Annotated in this window: 16 protein-coding genes; 8 read left to right on the top strand and 8 right to left on the bottom strand. The window is 69.8% G+C overall.

Going from position 1 to position 15,480, the window contains the following annotated elements; genetic code table 11:
- Window positions 1-27 precede the first annotated feature (27 nt).
- Window positions 28-774: a 4-hydroxy-tetrahydrodipicolinate reductase gene (gene dapB, locus KILIM_RS01250; RefSeq protein WP_255247582.1), complete on the top strand. Its 747-nt coding sequence runs from the start codon at window positions 28-30 to the stop codon at window positions 772-774.
- 114 nt (window positions 775-888) lie between these two features.
- Here dapB and KILIM_RS01255 read toward each other — a convergent pair whose 3' ends face one another.
- From KILIM_RS01255 to KILIM_RS01275, 5 genes are all read right to left on the bottom strand, one after another.
- On the bottom strand, window positions 889-1,092 hold the full coding sequence (locus KILIM_RS01255; protein ID WP_040561799.1) for a YbdD/YjiX family protein: 204 nt from the start codon (window positions 1,090-1,092) through the stop codon (window positions 889-891).
- 44 nt (window positions 1,093-1,136) lie between these two features.
- The gene (locus tag KILIM_RS01260) at window positions 1,137-3,419 is read right to left on the bottom strand and encodes a carbon starvation CstA family protein (protein ID WP_006590787.1); all 2,283 of its coding nucleotides are present in this window, start codon (window positions 3,417-3,419) and stop codon (window positions 1,137-1,139) included.
- Window positions 3,420-3,630: 211 nt separating this feature from the next.
- Window positions 3,631-3,954, bottom strand: coding sequence for an AzlD domain-containing protein (locus KILIM_RS01265; protein WP_006590788.1), 324 nt, complete (start codon window positions 3,952-3,954; stop codon window positions 3,631-3,633).
- Window positions 3,951-4,811 (bottom strand): AzlC family ABC transporter permease, encoded by an 861-nt coding sequence (locus tag KILIM_RS01270; RefSeq protein ID WP_006590789.1) that lies wholly within the window; start codon window positions 4,809-4,811, stop codon window positions 3,951-3,953. Before KILIM_RS01270 ends, KILIM_RS01265 begins: the two co-directional genes overlap by 4 nt.
- Window positions 4,808-5,422: a GNAT family N-acetyltransferase gene (locus KILIM_RS01275; RefSeq protein WP_006590790.1), complete on the bottom strand. Its 615-nt coding sequence runs from the start codon at window positions 5,420-5,422 to the stop codon at window positions 4,808-4,810. The genes KILIM_RS01270 and KILIM_RS01275 overlap by 4 nt, the downstream gene beginning before the upstream one ends.
- Window positions 5,423-5,557: 135 nt before the next feature.
- Between KILIM_RS01275 and KILIM_RS01280 the strand changes: the two genes are divergently transcribed.
- Together KILIM_RS01280 and KILIM_RS01285 are read left to right on the top strand one after the other, a co-directional pair.
- Window positions 5,558-5,893: a hypothetical protein gene (locus KILIM_RS01280; protein ID WP_006590791.1), complete on the top strand. Its 336-nt coding sequence runs from the start codon at window positions 5,558-5,560 to the stop codon at window positions 5,891-5,893.
- Between the two features lie 110 nt (window positions 5,894-6,003).
- Entirely contained in the window at window positions 6,004-6,759 is a 756-nt protein-coding gene (locus KILIM_RS01285; RefSeq protein ID WP_006590792.1) for a GTP pyrophosphokinase, read from the top strand.
- Between the two features lie 4 nt (window positions 6,760-6,763).
- Here the strand turns inward: KILIM_RS01285 and KILIM_RS01290 are convergent, their stop codons facing one another.
- The gene (locus KILIM_RS01290; RefSeq protein WP_157551384.1) at window positions 6,764-7,519 is read right to left on the bottom strand and encodes a sulfite exporter TauE/SafE family protein; all 756 of its coding nucleotides are present in this window, start codon (window positions 7,517-7,519) and stop codon (window positions 6,764-6,766) included.
- 136 nt (window positions 7,520-7,655) lie between these two features.
- On the opposite strand from KILIM_RS01290, the gene paaA reads away from it, so the two are divergent.
- The 5 genes from paaA to paaE all read left to right on the top strand — a co-directional run bounded on the left by paaA (window position 7,656) and on the right by paaE (window position 11,642).
- On the top strand, window positions 7,656-8,735 hold the full coding sequence (gene paaA, locus KILIM_RS01295) for a 1,2-phenylacetyl-CoA epoxidase subunit PaaA (protein ID WP_006590794.1): 1,080 nt from the start codon (window positions 7,656-7,658) through the stop codon (window positions 8,733-8,735).
- Window positions 8,732-9,037, top strand: a complete 306-nt coding sequence (gene paaB, locus KILIM_RS01300; RefSeq protein WP_006590795.1) for a 1,2-phenylacetyl-CoA epoxidase subunit PaaB — start codon at window positions 8,732-8,734, stop codon at window positions 9,035-9,037. Before paaA ends, paaB begins: the two co-directional genes overlap by 4 nt.
- Complete coding sequence (gene paaC / locus KILIM_RS01305) at window positions 9,034-9,876, top strand: 1,2-phenylacetyl-CoA epoxidase subunit PaaC (protein WP_006590796.1); 843 nt, start codon at window positions 9,034-9,036, stop codon at window positions 9,874-9,876. The genes paaB and paaC overlap by 4 nt, the downstream gene beginning before the upstream one ends.
- On the top strand, window positions 9,873-10,427 hold the full coding sequence (gene paaD, locus KILIM_RS01310) for a 1,2-phenylacetyl-CoA epoxidase subunit PaaD (RefSeq protein ID WP_157551385.1): 555 nt from the start codon (window positions 9,873-9,875) through the stop codon (window positions 10,425-10,427). The genes paaC and paaD overlap by 4 nt, the downstream gene beginning before the upstream one ends.
- Window positions 10,428-10,526: 99 nt before the next feature.
- Window positions 10,527-11,642 (top strand): 1,2-phenylacetyl-CoA epoxidase subunit PaaE, encoded by a 1,116-nt coding sequence (gene paaE, locus KILIM_RS01315; RefSeq protein ID WP_006590798.1) that lies wholly within the window; start codon window positions 10,527-10,529, stop codon window positions 11,640-11,642.
- 69 nt (window positions 11,643-11,711) lie between these two features.
- On the opposite strand, the gene KILIM_RS01320 is transcribed toward paaE, so the two are convergent.
- Entirely contained in the window at window positions 11,712-13,169 is a 1,458-nt protein-coding gene (locus KILIM_RS01320; protein ID WP_006590799.1) for a sodium:proton antiporter, read from the bottom strand.
- A gap of 196 nt (window positions 13,170-13,365) precedes the next feature.
- On the bottom strand, window positions 13,366-15,393 hold the full coding sequence (gene ftsH, locus KILIM_RS01325) for an ATP-dependent zinc metalloprotease FtsH (RefSeq protein WP_006590800.1): 2,028 nt from the start codon (window positions 15,391-15,393) through the stop codon (window positions 13,366-13,368).
- Window positions 15,394-15,480 lie beyond the last annotated feature (87 nt).

The raw sequence follows: 15,480 nt of genomic DNA on the forward strand, positions 1-15,480 counted from the left end.
TCGCCGGCGGGCTCTAGGGTTGGCGGTGTGACTGTGCGCGTAGCCGTGATCGGCGCTGCTGGACGAATGGGCTCGACCGTGTGCGAGGCGGTGACCGACGCCGACGACCTGGAGCTCGTGGGCCGCTTCGACGCGGGTGACGACCTGGGCGATCTGGGCGGCGCCGATGTCGCCGTCGAGTTCAGCGTGCCGGACGCCTCCCTGGCCAACGTGTTGCACGCCCTCGCCCAGGGGGTCAGCGTCGTCGTCGGCACGACGGGCTGGGACGAGGAGCGGCTCGCGCAGGTGCGCGACGCGCTGTCTGAGAGTCGCTCCCGCGACCTCGGCGTGCTCATCGCCCCGAACTTCGCCATCGGCGCGCTGCTCATGATGAGCTTCGCCGCGCAGGCCGCCCGCTTCTACGAGTCGGTCGAGGTCATCGAGCTGCATCATCCGGCCAAGGTGGACGCGCCCTCGGGCACGGCGGCCCGCACCGCTCGGCTCATCGCGCACGCTCGCGACGAGGCCGGCCTGGGGCCCGTGCCCGACGCGACGACTCAAGATCCGGGCGGCGCGCGCGGCGCCGACGTCGACGGCATCCGGGTGCACGCCGTGCGCCAGCGCGGGCTCGTCGCCCACCAGGAGGTGCTCTTCGGGGCCGAAGGGGAGGGGCTGACGATCCGGCACGACTCCTACGACCGCGTGAGCTTCATGCCCGGCGTGCTCGCGGGCGTCCGCGGCGTGGCTTCGCACCCCGGCCTGACCGTTGGGCTCGAGCACTACCTGGACCTCTGAGCTCGACCCCTGAGCTCGACCCTTGAGCTCGACCTCCGAGTTCGACTGCGAAGCGCCACCCCACCGGTTCGGGTGAGGTGGCGCTTCGTGTAGAGCAGAGCAGGTGATCCGACGTCAGCAGCAGCGGGTCGCGGGATTGCGCTCCATGTCGTCGTACTTCTCCCGCCAGAACTGCTTGACGGTCGGCACCGGCGCGCCCGGGTGGGTCCGCGCGAGGTGCTCGACGTAGCGCTCGTAGGCGTCCGCGCCGGTCATCCCGCGCCAGTACCAGCGCAGGGCACCGGCGTAGCGCTGGGCGCGGGACAGGACGGCGGTCATGCCCCCATCATGCGCCCGGGCCTCGTGTGCCGCCATCGGCGCGGTCATTGATGAGTCCGCCCGACGGGAGTCGGGTCGAGTCCGGCGTCCTTCCACTCGGCGAGGACCTCCTTCTCCGCGTGCGAGGGTACGAAGGAGCGCGGCGCGAAGATGTGGGAGTCGACGTGCGGCTCCTCACTGGTGGTGGCCTGACCCGACTGCACGGCGCGCACGCACGCGTACATGGCGGCCGCGAAGACGATGAGCACGAACACCGCGTAGATGATCGACAGCGTGCCCTGCACCGCGGTATTGCGGATGACCACGTCGATCTGCTCGGGAGTGCGCGCCGCCTGGAAACTCTGTTGTCCCGCATTGCGCGCGGCAATCGCGGCGTTACGCAATGACCAGTACCCGATCCGCGGGTCGGCGCTGAAGATCTTCTGCCACGAGGCGGTCATCGTCACGAGCAGCACGAACGCCATCGGCAGCCCGGGGATCCACGCCCAGCGATACAGGCCCTTCTTCATCGTGATCGTGAAGACCAGGCACAGCGCGACGCCGGCCAGCAGCTGGTTGGCGATGCCGAACAGCGGGAACAGCATGTTGATGCCGCCCAGGGGGTCGGTGACGCCCATGTACAGGATCGAGCCCCACGCCACGACGACGATCGCGGAGCACAGCCAGGCGCCGCCGCGCCACGAGGCGTCCTTGAACTTGCCGAGGCCAGGGATGTTGCCGATCGCGTCGGAGAACATGAACCGCGCCACGCGGGTGCCGGCGTCGATCGTCGTGAGAATGAACAGCGCCTCGAACATCACGGCGAAGTGGTACCAGAACGCCTTGTTGCCCAGCAGCGGGATCTGGTGCATCACCTCGGCCATGCCCATCGCCAGCGTCGGCGCGCCGCCGGTGCGGGAGATGATCGAGTGCTCCTCGACGTCGATGGCGGCCTGCGCGAAATACGAGGGGTCGATGTCGGGTAGCCGCTCGCCGGCCTGGTTCACCAGGTTCAAGCCGTTGGTGTAGGCGGCCGCGGTCTCCGGAGTGGGGACCGCCTGGCCCATGCCCGTCACTCCAGCGGGGGCGTTCATCGCGAAGTAGAGGTGCTGGTCGAGCACGCACGCGGCGACGAGCGCCATGATCGCCACGAAGCTCTCGGTGAGCATGCCGCCGTAGCCGATGACGCGACCCTGCCCCTCCTTCTCCATGAGTTTGGGGGTAGTGCCTGAGGAGATGAGCGCGTGGAAGCCGGAGATCGCCCCGCACGCGATGGTGATGAACAGGAATGGGAAGAGCTGGCCGGCGAACGCCGGACCAGTTCCGTCGAGGGCGAAGTGGGTGACGGCGGGCATCTGGATGTCCGGGTTCACGACGACGATGGCGATCGCGAGCATGGCGATCGTGCCGACCTTCATGAACGTCGACAAGTAGTCGCGCGGCGCCAGCAGCAGCCACACCGGCAGCACGGAGGCGGCGAAGCCGTACGCGGCCAGGCACAGCGCCAGGGTCGGCTTGCTGAGTGTGAACAGCGGCGCGAGCGTTGCGGAGTCGGCGACCCACTTGCCGCCGATGATGGCGAGCAGCAGCAGCGCGACGCCGATGGTGGAGACTTCGCTGACCTTGCCCGGGCGCAGGAACCGCAGGTAGACACCCATGAAAAGGGCGATCGGGATGGTCATCGAGATGGAGAAGACCGCCCAGGCGCTCTCGGCGAGGGCGCCGATGATGACCACGCCGAGCACCGCGATGATGATGATCATGATCGTCAGCACACCGACGATCGCCGCCCAGCCGCCGACGGGACCGAGCTCTTCGCGGGCCATCTGGCCCAGGCTGCGCCCGTTTCGGCGCAGCGAGAAGTGCAGCACCATGTAGTCCTGCACCGCCCCGGCGAAGATCACGCCGAAAATGATCCACAGCGTTCCCGGCAGGTAGCCCATCTGCGCGGCCAGGACCGGCCCGACGAGCGGTCCGGCGCCGGAGATCGCGGCGAAGTGGTGCCCGAAGAGGACCCGCCGGTCCGTCGGCATGAAGTCCTTGCCGTTGTCGTGAATCTCGGCGGGGGTGGCCCGGGTGTCGTCGGGCTGCAGCAGCTTGCGCTCGATGAGTCGGGCGTAGAAGCGCAGCGCGATGAGGTAGCTGCCGACGGCGGCCAGCACGAACCACATCGAGCTGACGTGCTCACCGCGGACGATGGCGAGCATGGTCCATCCGGTAGCGGCGATCACCGCGATGATCGCCGAGGTGATCTTGGCCCGGGTGGTGATGCGAGTCGACTCGATGACGGCGACCGGGGGGCGGTCCGGATCCGTGCGGATCGTTCGGACCTCGTTGTCCACTGACATAGGTGGCTCCTGCTGGCGGCGGAAGCCGCGATCACACAGGGATCGTGGCTAACGGACCCGCGAAGCGTAGACCTCTGTGCGGTCGCCCGTATCTGCTGGAGCCCTGATGTCAGGCAATTCGAGACGAATCTGTGTCTTTTGGGGGGACGTGCCTCGATGAGGGCTCGAAATGCGAGTCAGGAGAGGGTGTTCGGTCCGGTGGTGCGGTCGGTCAGGGCAAGCCGAGCAGTCGCAGCCCGGCGGCCGTCGCGGCGCCGATGATGACGACGAGGATGAACGGCGCCCGCAGCAGGAGGGCCCCGATGGCGACCGCAACGGCGATCGCACGCGAATCGAGGACGAGGCTGCTGCCGTCATCTCCCGAGCCGACGAACGTCTGCACACCGACGAGCGCCGCGAGCAGCGCGACGGGCAGCAGCGCGGTGACGCGGCGCACCCGCGGGGCCTCGAGCACGCGGTGCGGCACGATGTAGCCGGCGAACTTCAGCACGTAGGCCAGCCCGCAGGCGATGAGGACGGTGGGCCACAGGCTCATCGGTCGCGGCCCTCCTTCGCCTCCGGGGCGGCCGTGGTGTCAGTGGTGTCAGTGGTGGCAGCGTCGACAGGGTCGGTATCGCCCATCGGAGTCGGTGCGGCGTCCGCTTCGCCGGAGTCGGCTGGGGCGCCTCTGGAGGGTGTGGGCAGGCCGACGAGGGCGACGAGCGCGGCGAGCAGCACAGGCACCCCCGGCGGCACGAACGCCGAGAGCCCCACGGCCAGGAGCAGCGCCACCAGCGCGACCCCGCGCGTCAGGTGGCTGTGCAGCCGGGGCCACAGCAGCGCGCAGAACGCGGCGGCCGCGGCGGCGTCGAGCCCGTACTGGCGCGGATCGCCCATCGCGTCACCGAGCACGGCCCCGATGGCGGTCGTGAGGTTCCACAGCACGAAGACGGCAGCGCCGGTCCACCAGAACCCGATGCTCGAGCGCGCCGTGTCGGGTTGGCCGACGGCCACCGCGGTGGACTCGTCGATCGTCCAGTGGGCGCCGAGCAGTCGCCGCCAGCCGCGCAGATCGAGCAGGCGGCTGATCTCCAGGGCGTAGAGGCCGTTACGAACCCCGAGCAATGAGGCCGTGGCGGTGGCCGACAAACCGCCGCCACCGGCTCCGATGATCCCGACGAAGGCGAACTGCGAGCCGCCGGTGAACATGAGCAGCGACAGCGCGATGGTCTGCCAGACGCTCAGCCCGGCAGCGACCGACAGCGCGCCGAAGCTGATGCCGTACGCCCCGGTGGCGATGCCGACAGAGAGTGCCTGGCGCTTGGTCGCGGCGGCACCGGAGGGGGTGCCGTCAGCATCGTGGGAGTGGTCTTGGTCGCGCTTGCGGTGACGTCCCTGATGGGCCCGGTTCACTCGTTACCGGCCGCGGGCTGCAGGGAGGCGCCGAGCCGGACCTCCAGCAGGGTGCCACCTGCGTCGTCGACGATCCGTTCGCGGCGGGCGCGGTCGGGGTCCATCCCGGCGCCCTGCAGGAACGCGCGCATGTGCGGGGCCTCCATCGGCACCCACGTCGTCAGCCAGGTGAACCCGGCCCCGCGGGCCTCGTCGACGACCGCGTTCAGCAGCCGCGAGCCGTGCCCCTGGCGGCGGGCGCGCGGGTGCACGGCGAGGGTGGCCAGGTCGGCGGTTTCCTCGTCGCCGTCCTGATCGTCACTGGGGCCGAACGCGGCGAGCCCGACGACCTGGTCTCCGGCGCAGGCCACCAGGAGGCGGTGGCGGGGGCTGGGCGGCTCGGTGAGCGCCTGCCGCCACACCCCGGCCAGATCCGCCTCGGAGAGGCCCGCGATGGCGGTCAGGGCGGGCGCCGGGAGCACGCCGGCATAGTCGGTGCGCATCGACTGCAGCTGCACGAGCCCGACGGCGGGAGCGTCGGTGGGGCGGGCGCGTCGAACGGAGGCGTCGGCCAGCGGTCCGGGCGGGTGCGCGTGGCCCTCATGCCCCTCGTGGTTGTCGCAGGAGGTCACCGAGTCATCCTGACATGCGCGGCGGCACGGCTGCGCACCCGCTCATCGCCGCTCCGGGCAAGGTGCCGGGAGTCGTGCGCCGGGCGTGCAGCCGGTGTGAACCTCCGGTGAAGCGGGGCGCTTAACGTCACGGCCATGACCGATATCGCAGCCGCCCGTGCCGCCCTCGACGACGCCCAGACCCTGCTCGAACAGAGCCAGGCCGACCTCACCAAGCTGACCGAGATCCAGTCCTGGCTGCCTGAAGCGGCTGAACGCATGCGCGCCCTGGAGGATTTCTACCGCGGGCCCGGCTCGACGCACCTTGACACCACCCTGGCCGCCGACCCGCAGGCGCAGACGCCGCCCGTCGTCAACGAGGACGCCGTGTGGGAGGTGGCCGTCGGGTGGGACGACGGCGTCCAGCGCCTGCTGCGCTTCGCCACGGCCGAGATCACCGCTCACCTCGACCGCCCCGGAGGCTACTGCTGACGTCGCGGGTGGCAACCGGTGCGGCCGTAGGTTGGGCGATGGACCCCTGTTCGGCGATCGAGCAGGGAAAGGGAGGCCAACGCCCAGCCTGATCTGCCTAGGCTCCTGCTATGCCCAGGGACGACGCCCACGCCGAACCGGCTCCGGACCAAATGACCGACCTGCCTGGGGTGATCTCCCAGATCGGAGAGGTGCGCAGGCACCTGCAGCGGTTCATGTCCAGCTACCAGTTCGCGATCCACGAGGTCGAGACGAAGGTGCGGATTCTCTCCGAGGAGTTCCAGCTGCTGCACCTCTACAACCCGATCGAGCACGTCACCACCCGTCTGAAGTCGCCGGAGAGCGTCATGGCCAAGGCCCGCAAGCGGGGCGTCGGGCCCGACACGGAGGCGATTCGCCGCGAGATCCGGGATATCGCCGGCGTACGGGTGGTGTGCAGCTTCGCCAGCGACGTGTATCGGGTGCAGCAGCTGCTCTGCGCCCAGTCCGACATCGAACTCATCCAGCTCAAGGACTACATCGCCCAGCCCAAACCCAGCGGCTATCGCTCCCTGCACGCGATCGTCGAGATCCCCGTGTTCCTCTCCGACGAGACCGTGCGAGTGCCGGTGGAGATGCAGTTCCGCACGATCGCCCAGGACTTCTGGGCCAGCCTGGAGCACAAGATCTTCTACAAGTACGAGCGTGCCGTGCCCGACCAGCTGAGCGCGCGACTGCAGGAGGCTGCCGTCACTGCCGCGCGCCTCGACACGGAGATGGAACAGCTCTCCAACGAGATCGGCGAGCTCGGTGACGACGTGGCATCGATCACCGAGGACACCCTGCGGGAGTTCCTCGGTCTCATGTCGCGCGCCCCCCGCAGCTGAACCGTCAGGCCAAGAGGCCTGCGATGCCGACACCGGTGACGGCGATTCCGCTGGCCAGCGAGAGGACGATGACGCCGAGCCGGGCGACCCGCGGCGGGATGCGCCTGGCGACCGGCTCTGCAGCCAGGGTGCCCACGATCGTTGCGACGGCGGCGGCGACCCAGCCCCACCACGGCCACGCCGGGGCGCCGCCGGGCGCGATGACCTGCCGCTGCGCCAACGTCACCAGCGACACGACGACCCAGAACGGCTGCATCGTCGCCGAGAACGACGGGCCGCTCCACCGGCTGAGCATGCTGTAGACGGTGATCGCCGGAGCGCCGAGGGCCACCAGCGAGTTGAGAAAGCCGATGGCCGCGCCCGAGCCCGCCCGCACGGCCGGCCCGTCGATGACGTGGTCGGCGCGCGCGAACCGCACGGAGACGATGACGGAGAGGATGGCGGCGGTCCCGACCCCGACGCGCAGCACATCGGCGTCGGAAGTCCGTGCGACCAGCAGTCCCGCCGCGCCCGCGATCGCCGCGAACGGGGTGAGCCAGCACCACCGGCGCCAGTCGATGTCCCGCCACAGGCTCGGCACCATGAGCGCGCACGCCAGCGCCGCGAAAATGTTGACGACCAGCACGGCCGCCAGCGGGCCGGCCACGATGGCCACCACCGGCGCCATGATGATGCCGAAGCCCATGCCGACGACCCGCTGCGCGATCGTCGCGATGACGAGCGATGCGCACGTGATGAGTAGGCCTAGCTCCGGTGACACCCGCACATCCAACAGGTCGCCCACCGCCCGGGCAAACCGCGCCCAACCGCGGCCACGCCGATTCCCACAGGATCCGACGTATAACAGCCCTCGGCAATCCTTGCGTTTTTGTGTAACAGATCGTCATACTGGGCCGATGTACGGCAACGACTTCATCGCTCCCGACGACGCGAGCGAGGCGCCCCTGAACGCCGCGCAAACGCCCGAGTATGCGGCAGCCGCCACAGAGGCTGCGACGGTCGACGACCGGCGCGCCCAGGCCGGTCACCCGTCCTTCGACGCCCTCATCGCCGCCGACCTGCGGGTCGAACCCCGCGACGACATGCCGGAGGAGTACCGCTCGACGCTCATCCGACAGATCGCCCAGCACGCCCACTCCGAGATCATCGGGATGCAGCCCGAGGGCAACTGGATCACCCGCGCGCCCTCGCTGCGCCGCAAGGCGATCCTCATCGCCAAGGTGCAGGACGAGGCCGGTCACGGGCTCTACCTGTACAGCGCCGCCGAGACTCTGGGCGTCGACCGCGCCGAGCTGCTCGACAAGCTGCACGAGGGCAAGCAGAAGTACTCCTCGATCTTCAATTACCCCACGCTGACCTGGGCCGACAACGGTGCCATCGGCTGGCTCGTCGACGGGGCCGCCATCATGAACCAGGTGCCGCTGTGCCGCTGCTCCTACGGGCCGTACAGCCGCGCGATGATTCGCGTCTGTAAGGAGGAGTCCTTCCATCAGCGGCAGGGCTTCGAGATCCTGTGGACGCTGATGCGCGGCACCCCCGAGCAGCAGGCCATGGCCCAAGACGCGGCGAACCGCTGGTGGTGGCCCTCGCTCATGATGTTCGGTCCGCCCGACTCCGGCCAAGACGCCTCCAAGGGGCACACCGCGCAGTCGATGGCCTGGGGCATCAAGCGGTTCAGCAACGACGACCTGCGCCAGAAGTTCGTCGACATGACGGTCCCGCAGGCGCAGCGCCTCGGGCTCACGCTGCCCGATCCGGACCTGAAGTGGAACGAGGAGCGTGGCCACTGGGACTTCGGCCCCATCGACTGGGACGAGTTCTGGCGGGTGCTCAAGGGAGACGGCGCGTGCAACGCCGAACGCATCGCGCACCGGCGTCGCGCTCACGACGAGGGTGCCTGGGTGCGGGAAGCCGCCACGGCCTACGCCGCCAAGCACGACGCCAGCCGCGCCGCCGCGCAGGAGAGTGCCGCATGAGTTCGGATCAGTCGGTCGCGGAGCGCAGCTGGCCCCTGTGGGAGGTCTTCGTGCGCGGCAAGCGGGGCCTGTCGCACGTGCACGCCGGTTCGCTGCACGCCCCCGACGGGCAGATGGCGCTGCGCAACGCCCGCGACCTGTACACCCGCCGCTCCGAGGGCGTGTCGCTGTGGGTCGTCAAGGCCGCCGACATCATCGCGAGCAGCCCCGACGAGAAGGACGCCTTCTTCGACCCGGCCGCCGACAAGGTCTACCGCCACCCGACCTTCTACGACGTGCCCGAGGATGTCGAGTACCTGTGAATCGACTCGAAACCACGACGAGCACCAACGAACCCACGCCGCCGGCCCAGGCGGGAGTGGCGGTCGACACCAGCCTGCCGACCGGCGACGCGCTGACGGCCCGCTACCTCCTGCAACTGGCCGACGACGCCCTCATCTACGCCCAACGCCTGGGGGAGTGGGTCGCGAACGCCCCGCAGATCGAGGAGGACATGGCGTTGGCCAACGTCAGCCTCGACCTCCTCGGGCAGGCCCGGGTGCTGCTGACCCGCGCCGGTGAACTCGACGGCACCGGGCGCACCGAAGACGACCTGGCCTACTTCCGCGACGAGCGCGAGTTTCGCAACGTGCACCTCGTCGAGCAGCCGCTCGGCGACTTCGCCGACGAGATGGCCCGGATGCTCGTGTTCGCCGCCTATCAGGCGCAGCTCTACGCGGCCCTCGTCGACAGCGCCGAGCCGACCCTGGCGGGCGTCGCGGCCAAGGCGGTCAAGGAGGTTGACTACCACCGCGACCACGCGACCCAGTGGGTGCTGCGACTAGGCGACGGTACGAGCGAGTCCCACGAGCGCATGCAGGCCGCCCTGACGCGGGTGATGCCTTATGTCGCAGAGCTTTTCGCCGACGACCCGGTCTCTGTTGCCGCCGCCGACAGCGGAGTGGGCGTGTTGCCGTCGTCGCTGCAGGAGGCCGCGTGGCGACACGTCGAGGCCACCGTCGAGGGCGCGACCCTGACGATGCCGGACGAGCCGCGCCACCGCACTCGCGGCGGCCGCGACGGCATCCACTCCCGCCCGATGGGCTACCTGCTGGCCGAGATGCAGCACGTCGCCCGCTCGCATCCCGGGGCGACGTGGTGAGCGCCGTCGACGTCGCCCCGGCAGCCGGCGAAGCCCGGTCGCCGGTCGATGACCGGCTCGCGGCCGCCGTCGAGCAGGCGATCCGCGACGTGCCCGACCCCGAGATCCCGGTGCTCACCCTCGACGACCTGGGCATCGTCCGCGAGGTGCGCGTCGACGCAGACAGCGGGACCGTCGACGTGACGCTGACGCCGACCTACTCCGGCTGTCCCGCGACCGAGGTGATCGCCGGCGACGTGGCCCGCGCCATCACCCGACACGGGCTGCGGCCGCGGGTGGTGACCCGGCTGGCGCCGCCGTGGACCACCGACTGGATGAGCGAGCGCGGCCGAATCCGGCTGCGGGAGTTCGGGATCGCGCCGCCAGCACCCGGCGTGGCCACCCGTGGCTCCCGGGTGCAGGGGTTGAGCCTTTCGGTGCGGCAGGTCGCCTGCCCCCGCTGCGGCAGCGAGAGCACCGAACAGATTGCCCGGTTCGGCTCGACGCCGTGCAAGGCCCTGCGTCGCTGCTTGGACTGCCGGGAACCGTTCGACGAGTTCAAGCCGCTCTAGCCACAGCCGACGCCCGCCGGCCCACGTCGGCAGCCATGCCCGACCGTCGGTGCCAGGCACCATCCGCCCGCCCGCATACCCGTGATCGCAGGAGATCTCATGGCCGGACTGACCACGCCCGCCAAGCGGCGACGTCCGCAATTCCACACGCTGACCGTCGCCGAGACAGAACGGCTCACCGACGACGCAGTCGCCGTCAGCTTCGTCATTCCGCCGGAACTGAGGGAGGCTTTCGCCTTCGAACCGGGCCAGCACCTCACGCTGCGGGCCACCATCGACGGCGACGACGTGCGCCGCTCCTACTCGATCTGCCGATCGCCAGCGGACGCCACCGCGCGCGGCGAGCTGCGGGTCGCCGCCGCCCGCGTCGAGGCGGGCGTCATGTCGAACTGGCTCAACGACGCGGTGGCGGCCGGCGACGAGGTGCAGGTGATGGAGCCCATGGGCACCTTCGTGACCCCGCAGGCTTCCGGTCCGCGCCATCACGTGGCGATCGCCGCCGGCTCGGGCATCACCCCCGTGATGTCCCTGCTGACCGCCGCCCTGGAGGGGAACGAGGACGACACGGCGACGCTGATCTTCGGTAACCGGCGCACGAACTCGATCATGTTCCTCGAAGAGCTCGCGGACCTGAAGAACCGCTACCCGCAGCGCTTTCGACTGATCAACGTGTTGTCCCGCGAGGCTCAGGACGCCGAACTGCTCTCCGGGCGGCTCGACGCCGCGCGACTGCGGCGGATCCTCACCAGCCTGGTCCCGGTCGCCACCGGCGACGAGTGGTACCTGTGCGGGCCGTTCGGGATGGTGGAGGCGGCGCAGCAGGTGCTGGGCGAGTTCGGCGTTGACACCTCCCACGTGCACTTCGAGATCTTCCACGTCGACGAGCCGGGAGCCCGCCCGGCGCGGCGGATCATCGTCGAGGAGGGCGCGCCGCCGCAGGCCCGAGTCACCGTCAACCTCGACGGGAGATCGACGGTCGTCGACATGCCGTCGGTGGAGGAGACGATCCTCGACGCGACGCTGCGGGCCCGACCGGATGCGCCCTTCTCCTGCACCGGAGGGGTGTGCGGCACCTGCCGCGCCCGCGTGGTCGCCGGGGAGGTGCGGATGGACCGCAACTACGCCCTGGAGCCGGACGAGGTGGCCGCCGGTATCGTGCTGGCCTGTCAGAGCCACCCCGTGAGCGACCAGGTGACGCTCGACTACGACGCCTGACTCGACCTCACCCGCTCCCAGCAGTGCGCCCGGGTCGGGCGAGTGGTCCGCCGGGTGAGGGACGCCCGGTCAGTCGCTGGCGCGGTGGGCGCCGGTGGGCGGGTCGTCGGGTGACTGGACCGGGATGGCGGCCGTGGGGTCCGGTACCTGCTTGGTCGCCGACCGCGCGAGCAGCACTGCGCGGGCGATGATCGCGGCGGCCAGCAACCAGCCCAGGGCGTTGGCCCAGATGGAGTGCGCGATGAACACCAGCGCCATCGCCGCCAGGGTCGGTACCAGGTAGACGAACGCGCGAACCATGTAGCCGACGAAGCTGGGCATCTGCACGCCCCGGCTCTCGGCGACGGCCTTGACCATGAAGTTCGGGCCGTTACCGATGTAGGTGATGGCTCCGCAGAAGACCGCGCCGAGGCTGATCGCCACCAAATACGGCTCGTACACGCCCGCGACCGCGGGCTCGCCGCCGAGTTCTCGGGCCATTTCGAAGAACGTCACATAGGTCGGGGCGTTGTCCAGCACGGCGGACAGGCCGCCGGTGAAGATGAAGAAGGTCATCTCGTTGAGCGGCAGGTTGGGAGCCACCTGGCTCAGGTAGCGCAGCGCCGGCATCATCGTCAGGAAGATGCCGATGAACAGGGCCGCCACCTCCGCGATCGGCCCCCAGTGGAAGGCGTTGTCGAGGAAGCGGGCCGATCTCGGCCCGGTGAAGTACGAGATCGCCGCCGTCGTCAGCATGATGATTTCGCGCCAGGGGATCCACGCGGCCAGGCTCGCGTGGCCCTCCTCGATCGCGTGCAGGTCGACCGAGGGGGCGAAGGCCACCGAAGCGACGATGACGGCGAGAAACAGGAAGTGCACCGCGCCGCGGATGTGCATGGGCTCGACGTGCGCACGGTCCGCGCGGATCGCCGACCCCGGCTCGCGGGCGTGCAGCCGCTTCTCGATGCCGTAGTACGTGATGAGCAGCAGGATGTTGACGAACAGCCACATCGGGAACAGCGAGAACGTCCAGGTGAACGGCACGCCGCGGAGCATGCCGAGGAACAGCGGCGGGTCGCCCAGCGGCGTCAAAAGGCCGCCACAGTTGGCGACGATGAAGATCGCGAAGATCACCGTGTGCGAGCGGTGCGTGCGGTCGGCGTTGGTGTTCAGGATCGGCCGGATGAGCAGCATCGCCGCGCCGGTCGTACCGATGAAGCTGGCGATCCCGCCGCCGACTGCCAAGAAGGCCGTGTTGACCAGCGGGGTGGCCCGCAGATCACCGGCCAGGAAGATGCCTCCGGAGATGACGAAGAGGGCTAGCAACAGGGTGATGAACTGGAAGTACTCCAGCAAGGCGTGCGCCACGGTGCCGGTCTCGCCACCGATGAGAAACCACAGCGCGACCGGGACGCCGAGGATCAGCGCGACCCCCAGTTGCACCTTCTGGTTCTCCCAGCGGTGGGCGACGGCCGGCACCAGGGGAGCGACGGCAATCGTGCCCAGCATCAGGACGAAGGGAATGATGCCCCACCACTGAACTTCCACGCTGCTCTCCTGATTCGTCACACCGTTGGCTCGGCACAGTTGCCGCGCGGCGTAGCGGCGAAGCCGCAACCGTATGGCCGGGGAGCCTAGAGGGTCTGGCCATGGTCAGGAGGCTGAGTATGCCCTGACACGCGATCTGTGTCCGCGTTGTGACCGTGCCCCGTTTCTCACCGATGTCGCAGCCGCTGATGCAGGCTCAGCCGGCGGGCCCGTCGCCGGCCGCTCCGGCCGGTGCGCTCTCCTGCTGGCTCACCTGCAGGAGGCCCACCGGGGCGGGTGGGCGCTCGATGCCCGCCGCCGCGTAGACCTCCGGCTCGTCCAGCGTCTCCTTCTTCAGCAGGGCCTCGACGATGGCGTCGAGTTGCCCGTGGTGCGCACGCAGCTTCGTCGTGGCCTCGGCGTAGCACTCCTCGACGATGCGACGCACCTCGGCGTCGGCGATCGACAACATCTCGTCGGAGAAGCCGGCTGCCCGCGGATCGCCCTCGGCGGGGTAGATCTGCACGGGCCCGACCTTCTCGGACATGCCCCAACGGCCGACCATCTGGCGAGCGATGGCGGTCGAGGTCTGCAGGTCCGACTCCGCCCCGGTCGTGACGACGTCGAAGACGACATCCTCGGCGGCCATCCCACCCAGCGCCCCGACGATGCGGCCCCGCAGGTACTCGCGGTCGTAGCCGTACCGGTCGACGTCCGGGGTCGACAGGGTCACCCCCAACGCGCGACCCCGGGGAATGATGGAGATCTTGCGGACCGGGTCGGCGCCCGGCTGCAGCATGCCGAGCAGAGCGTGCCCGGCCTCGTGATAGGCGGTGCGGCGGCGCTCGTCCTCGGGCATCACGACATTGCGGGCGGCGCCCAACTGCACCTTCTCCAGCGCCTGGGAGAACAGGGACTGGGTGACGAACTTCTCGCCGCGCCGGGCGGCCAACAGCGCTGCCTCGTTGACGAGGTTCGCCAACTCGGCGCCGGTCATGCCGGGTGTGGAGAGTGCGACGGCCCCCAGGTCGACGTCTTCGGCGAGCGGCACCTCTCGGGTGTGCACCATGAGGATCGCCAGGCGTCCGGCGGCGTCGGGGGAGTGGACCATGATCGTGCGGTCGAATCGGCCCGGCCGCAGCAGCGCCGGATCGAGCACCTCGGCGCGGTTCGTCGCGGCGAGCACGATGACCCCCTCGGAGCCGCTGAAGCCGTCCATCTCGGTGAGGATCTGGTTGAGGGTTTGCTCGCGTTCGTCGTGCCCACCGAGGGCGCCGGGGCCGCCGCGGGCCCGCCCTATGGTGTCGATCTCATCGATGAAGATGATCGCGGGTGCGACCTTGCGGGCCTCACCGAACAGTTCGCGCACCCGCTGCGCGCCGACTCCGACGATCATCTCGATGAACTCGCTGGCGCTGGCACTGAAGAAGGGGACGCCTGCTTCGCCGGCGGTGGCCCGGGCCAGCAGCGTCTTGCCCGTGCCGGGCGGACCGGCGAGCAACACGCCCCGGGGGGCCCGGGCACCCAGGGCGGCATACCGGTCGGGATCGCGGAGGTAGTCGACGATCTCGTCGATCTGATCCTCGACCTCATCGATGCCGGCGACGTCGGCGAAGGTGACGCGCACGGTCTCGGGGTCGACGAGTTTGGACTTGCGGCCGCCACCGAACAGGCCGCCACCCGCGCCGCCCATCATCGACTGCTGCCGGCGGAACATCCACACGTAAAAGGCGATGAGCAGCAGGATCGGCAAGAACGCCGAGAGCATGTTGCCCAGCAGCCCGCGCTGCTCGACGACCGGCGTGGCGCGCACGATCGTGCCCTGCTGCTCGAGGGTGGCCAGCAAGTTGTCCTGGGCGAACGTCGGGCGCTCGGTCTGGAACAGCGTGTAGGCGCGGTTCTCATTGGTGGCGCTGGTGGCCTGCTCGCGCAATTCGCCCTGGATCGTGTCGCCCTTGGCGTAGACCTCGGTGACATTGCGGGCGGCGACCTGCTGGTTGAACTCGGTGTAAGGGATCGTCACCACGTCGTTGCGGACATCGAACCAGGAGGCGACCAGGAAGCTGCCCAAGTACACGAGCAGCATGGTCAGCAGCACATTGCGCCACTTGATCTTGGGCGATCGCCGCTTTCCGTCGGAGCCGTCGGCGCGCTCGGGATCCTCCGGCACACCCTCGGTGCGCCATGGCCGCCAGTGCTGGTCGGCCGGGGTGTCCCCCTCGCCTCGTTTGCGCTGCTCGGCCATCGCGCCTCCCTGATCTGACCGCTGATCTACCTGTTGTGGCCCGCGCCCGCCGACGGGGAGCCGGTGTCACCGAATCGGAGCGGATGC

This window comes from Kineosphaera limosa NBRC 100340, assembly GCF_000298215.1.
GTDB classification, from domain to species: domain Bacteria; phylum Actinomycetota; class Actinomycetes; order Actinomycetales; family Dermatophilaceae; genus Kineosphaera; species Kineosphaera limosa.

Coding starts and splice junctions, on each gene's coding strand:
- KILIM_RS01255 (WP_040561799.1), bottom strand. CDS start 1,092: ATGACCGCCGTCCTGTCCCGCGCCCAGCGCTACGCCGGTGCCCTGCGC.
- KILIM_RS01260 (WP_006590787.1), bottom strand. CDS start 3,419: ATGTCAGTGGACAACGAGGTCCGAACGATCCGCACGGATCCGGACCGC.
- KILIM_RS01265 (WP_006590788.1), bottom strand. CDS start 3,954: ATGAGCCTGTGGCCCACCGTCCTCATCGCCTGCGGGCTGGCCTACGTG.
- KILIM_RS01280 (WP_006590791.1), top strand. CDS start 5,558: ATGACCGATATCGCAGCCGCCCGTGCCGCCCTCGACGACGCCCAGACC.
- KILIM_RS01285 (WP_006590792.1), top strand. CDS start 6,004: ATGCCCAGGGACGACGCCCACGCCGAACCGGCTCCGGACCAAATGACC.
- paaA (WP_006590794.1), top strand. CDS start 7,656: ATGTACGGCAACGACTTCATCGCTCCCGACGACGCGAGCGAGGCGCCC.
- paaB (WP_006590795.1), top strand. CDS start 8,732: ATGAGTTCGGATCAGTCGGTCGCGGAGCGCAGCTGGCCCCTGTGGGAG.
- paaE (WP_006590798.1), top strand. CDS start 10,527: ATGGCCGGACTGACCACGCCCGCCAAGCGGCGACGTCCGCAATTCCAC.
- ftsH (WP_006590800.1), bottom strand. CDS start 15,393: ATGGCCGAGCAGCGCAAACGAGGCGAGGGGGACACCCCGGCCGACCAG.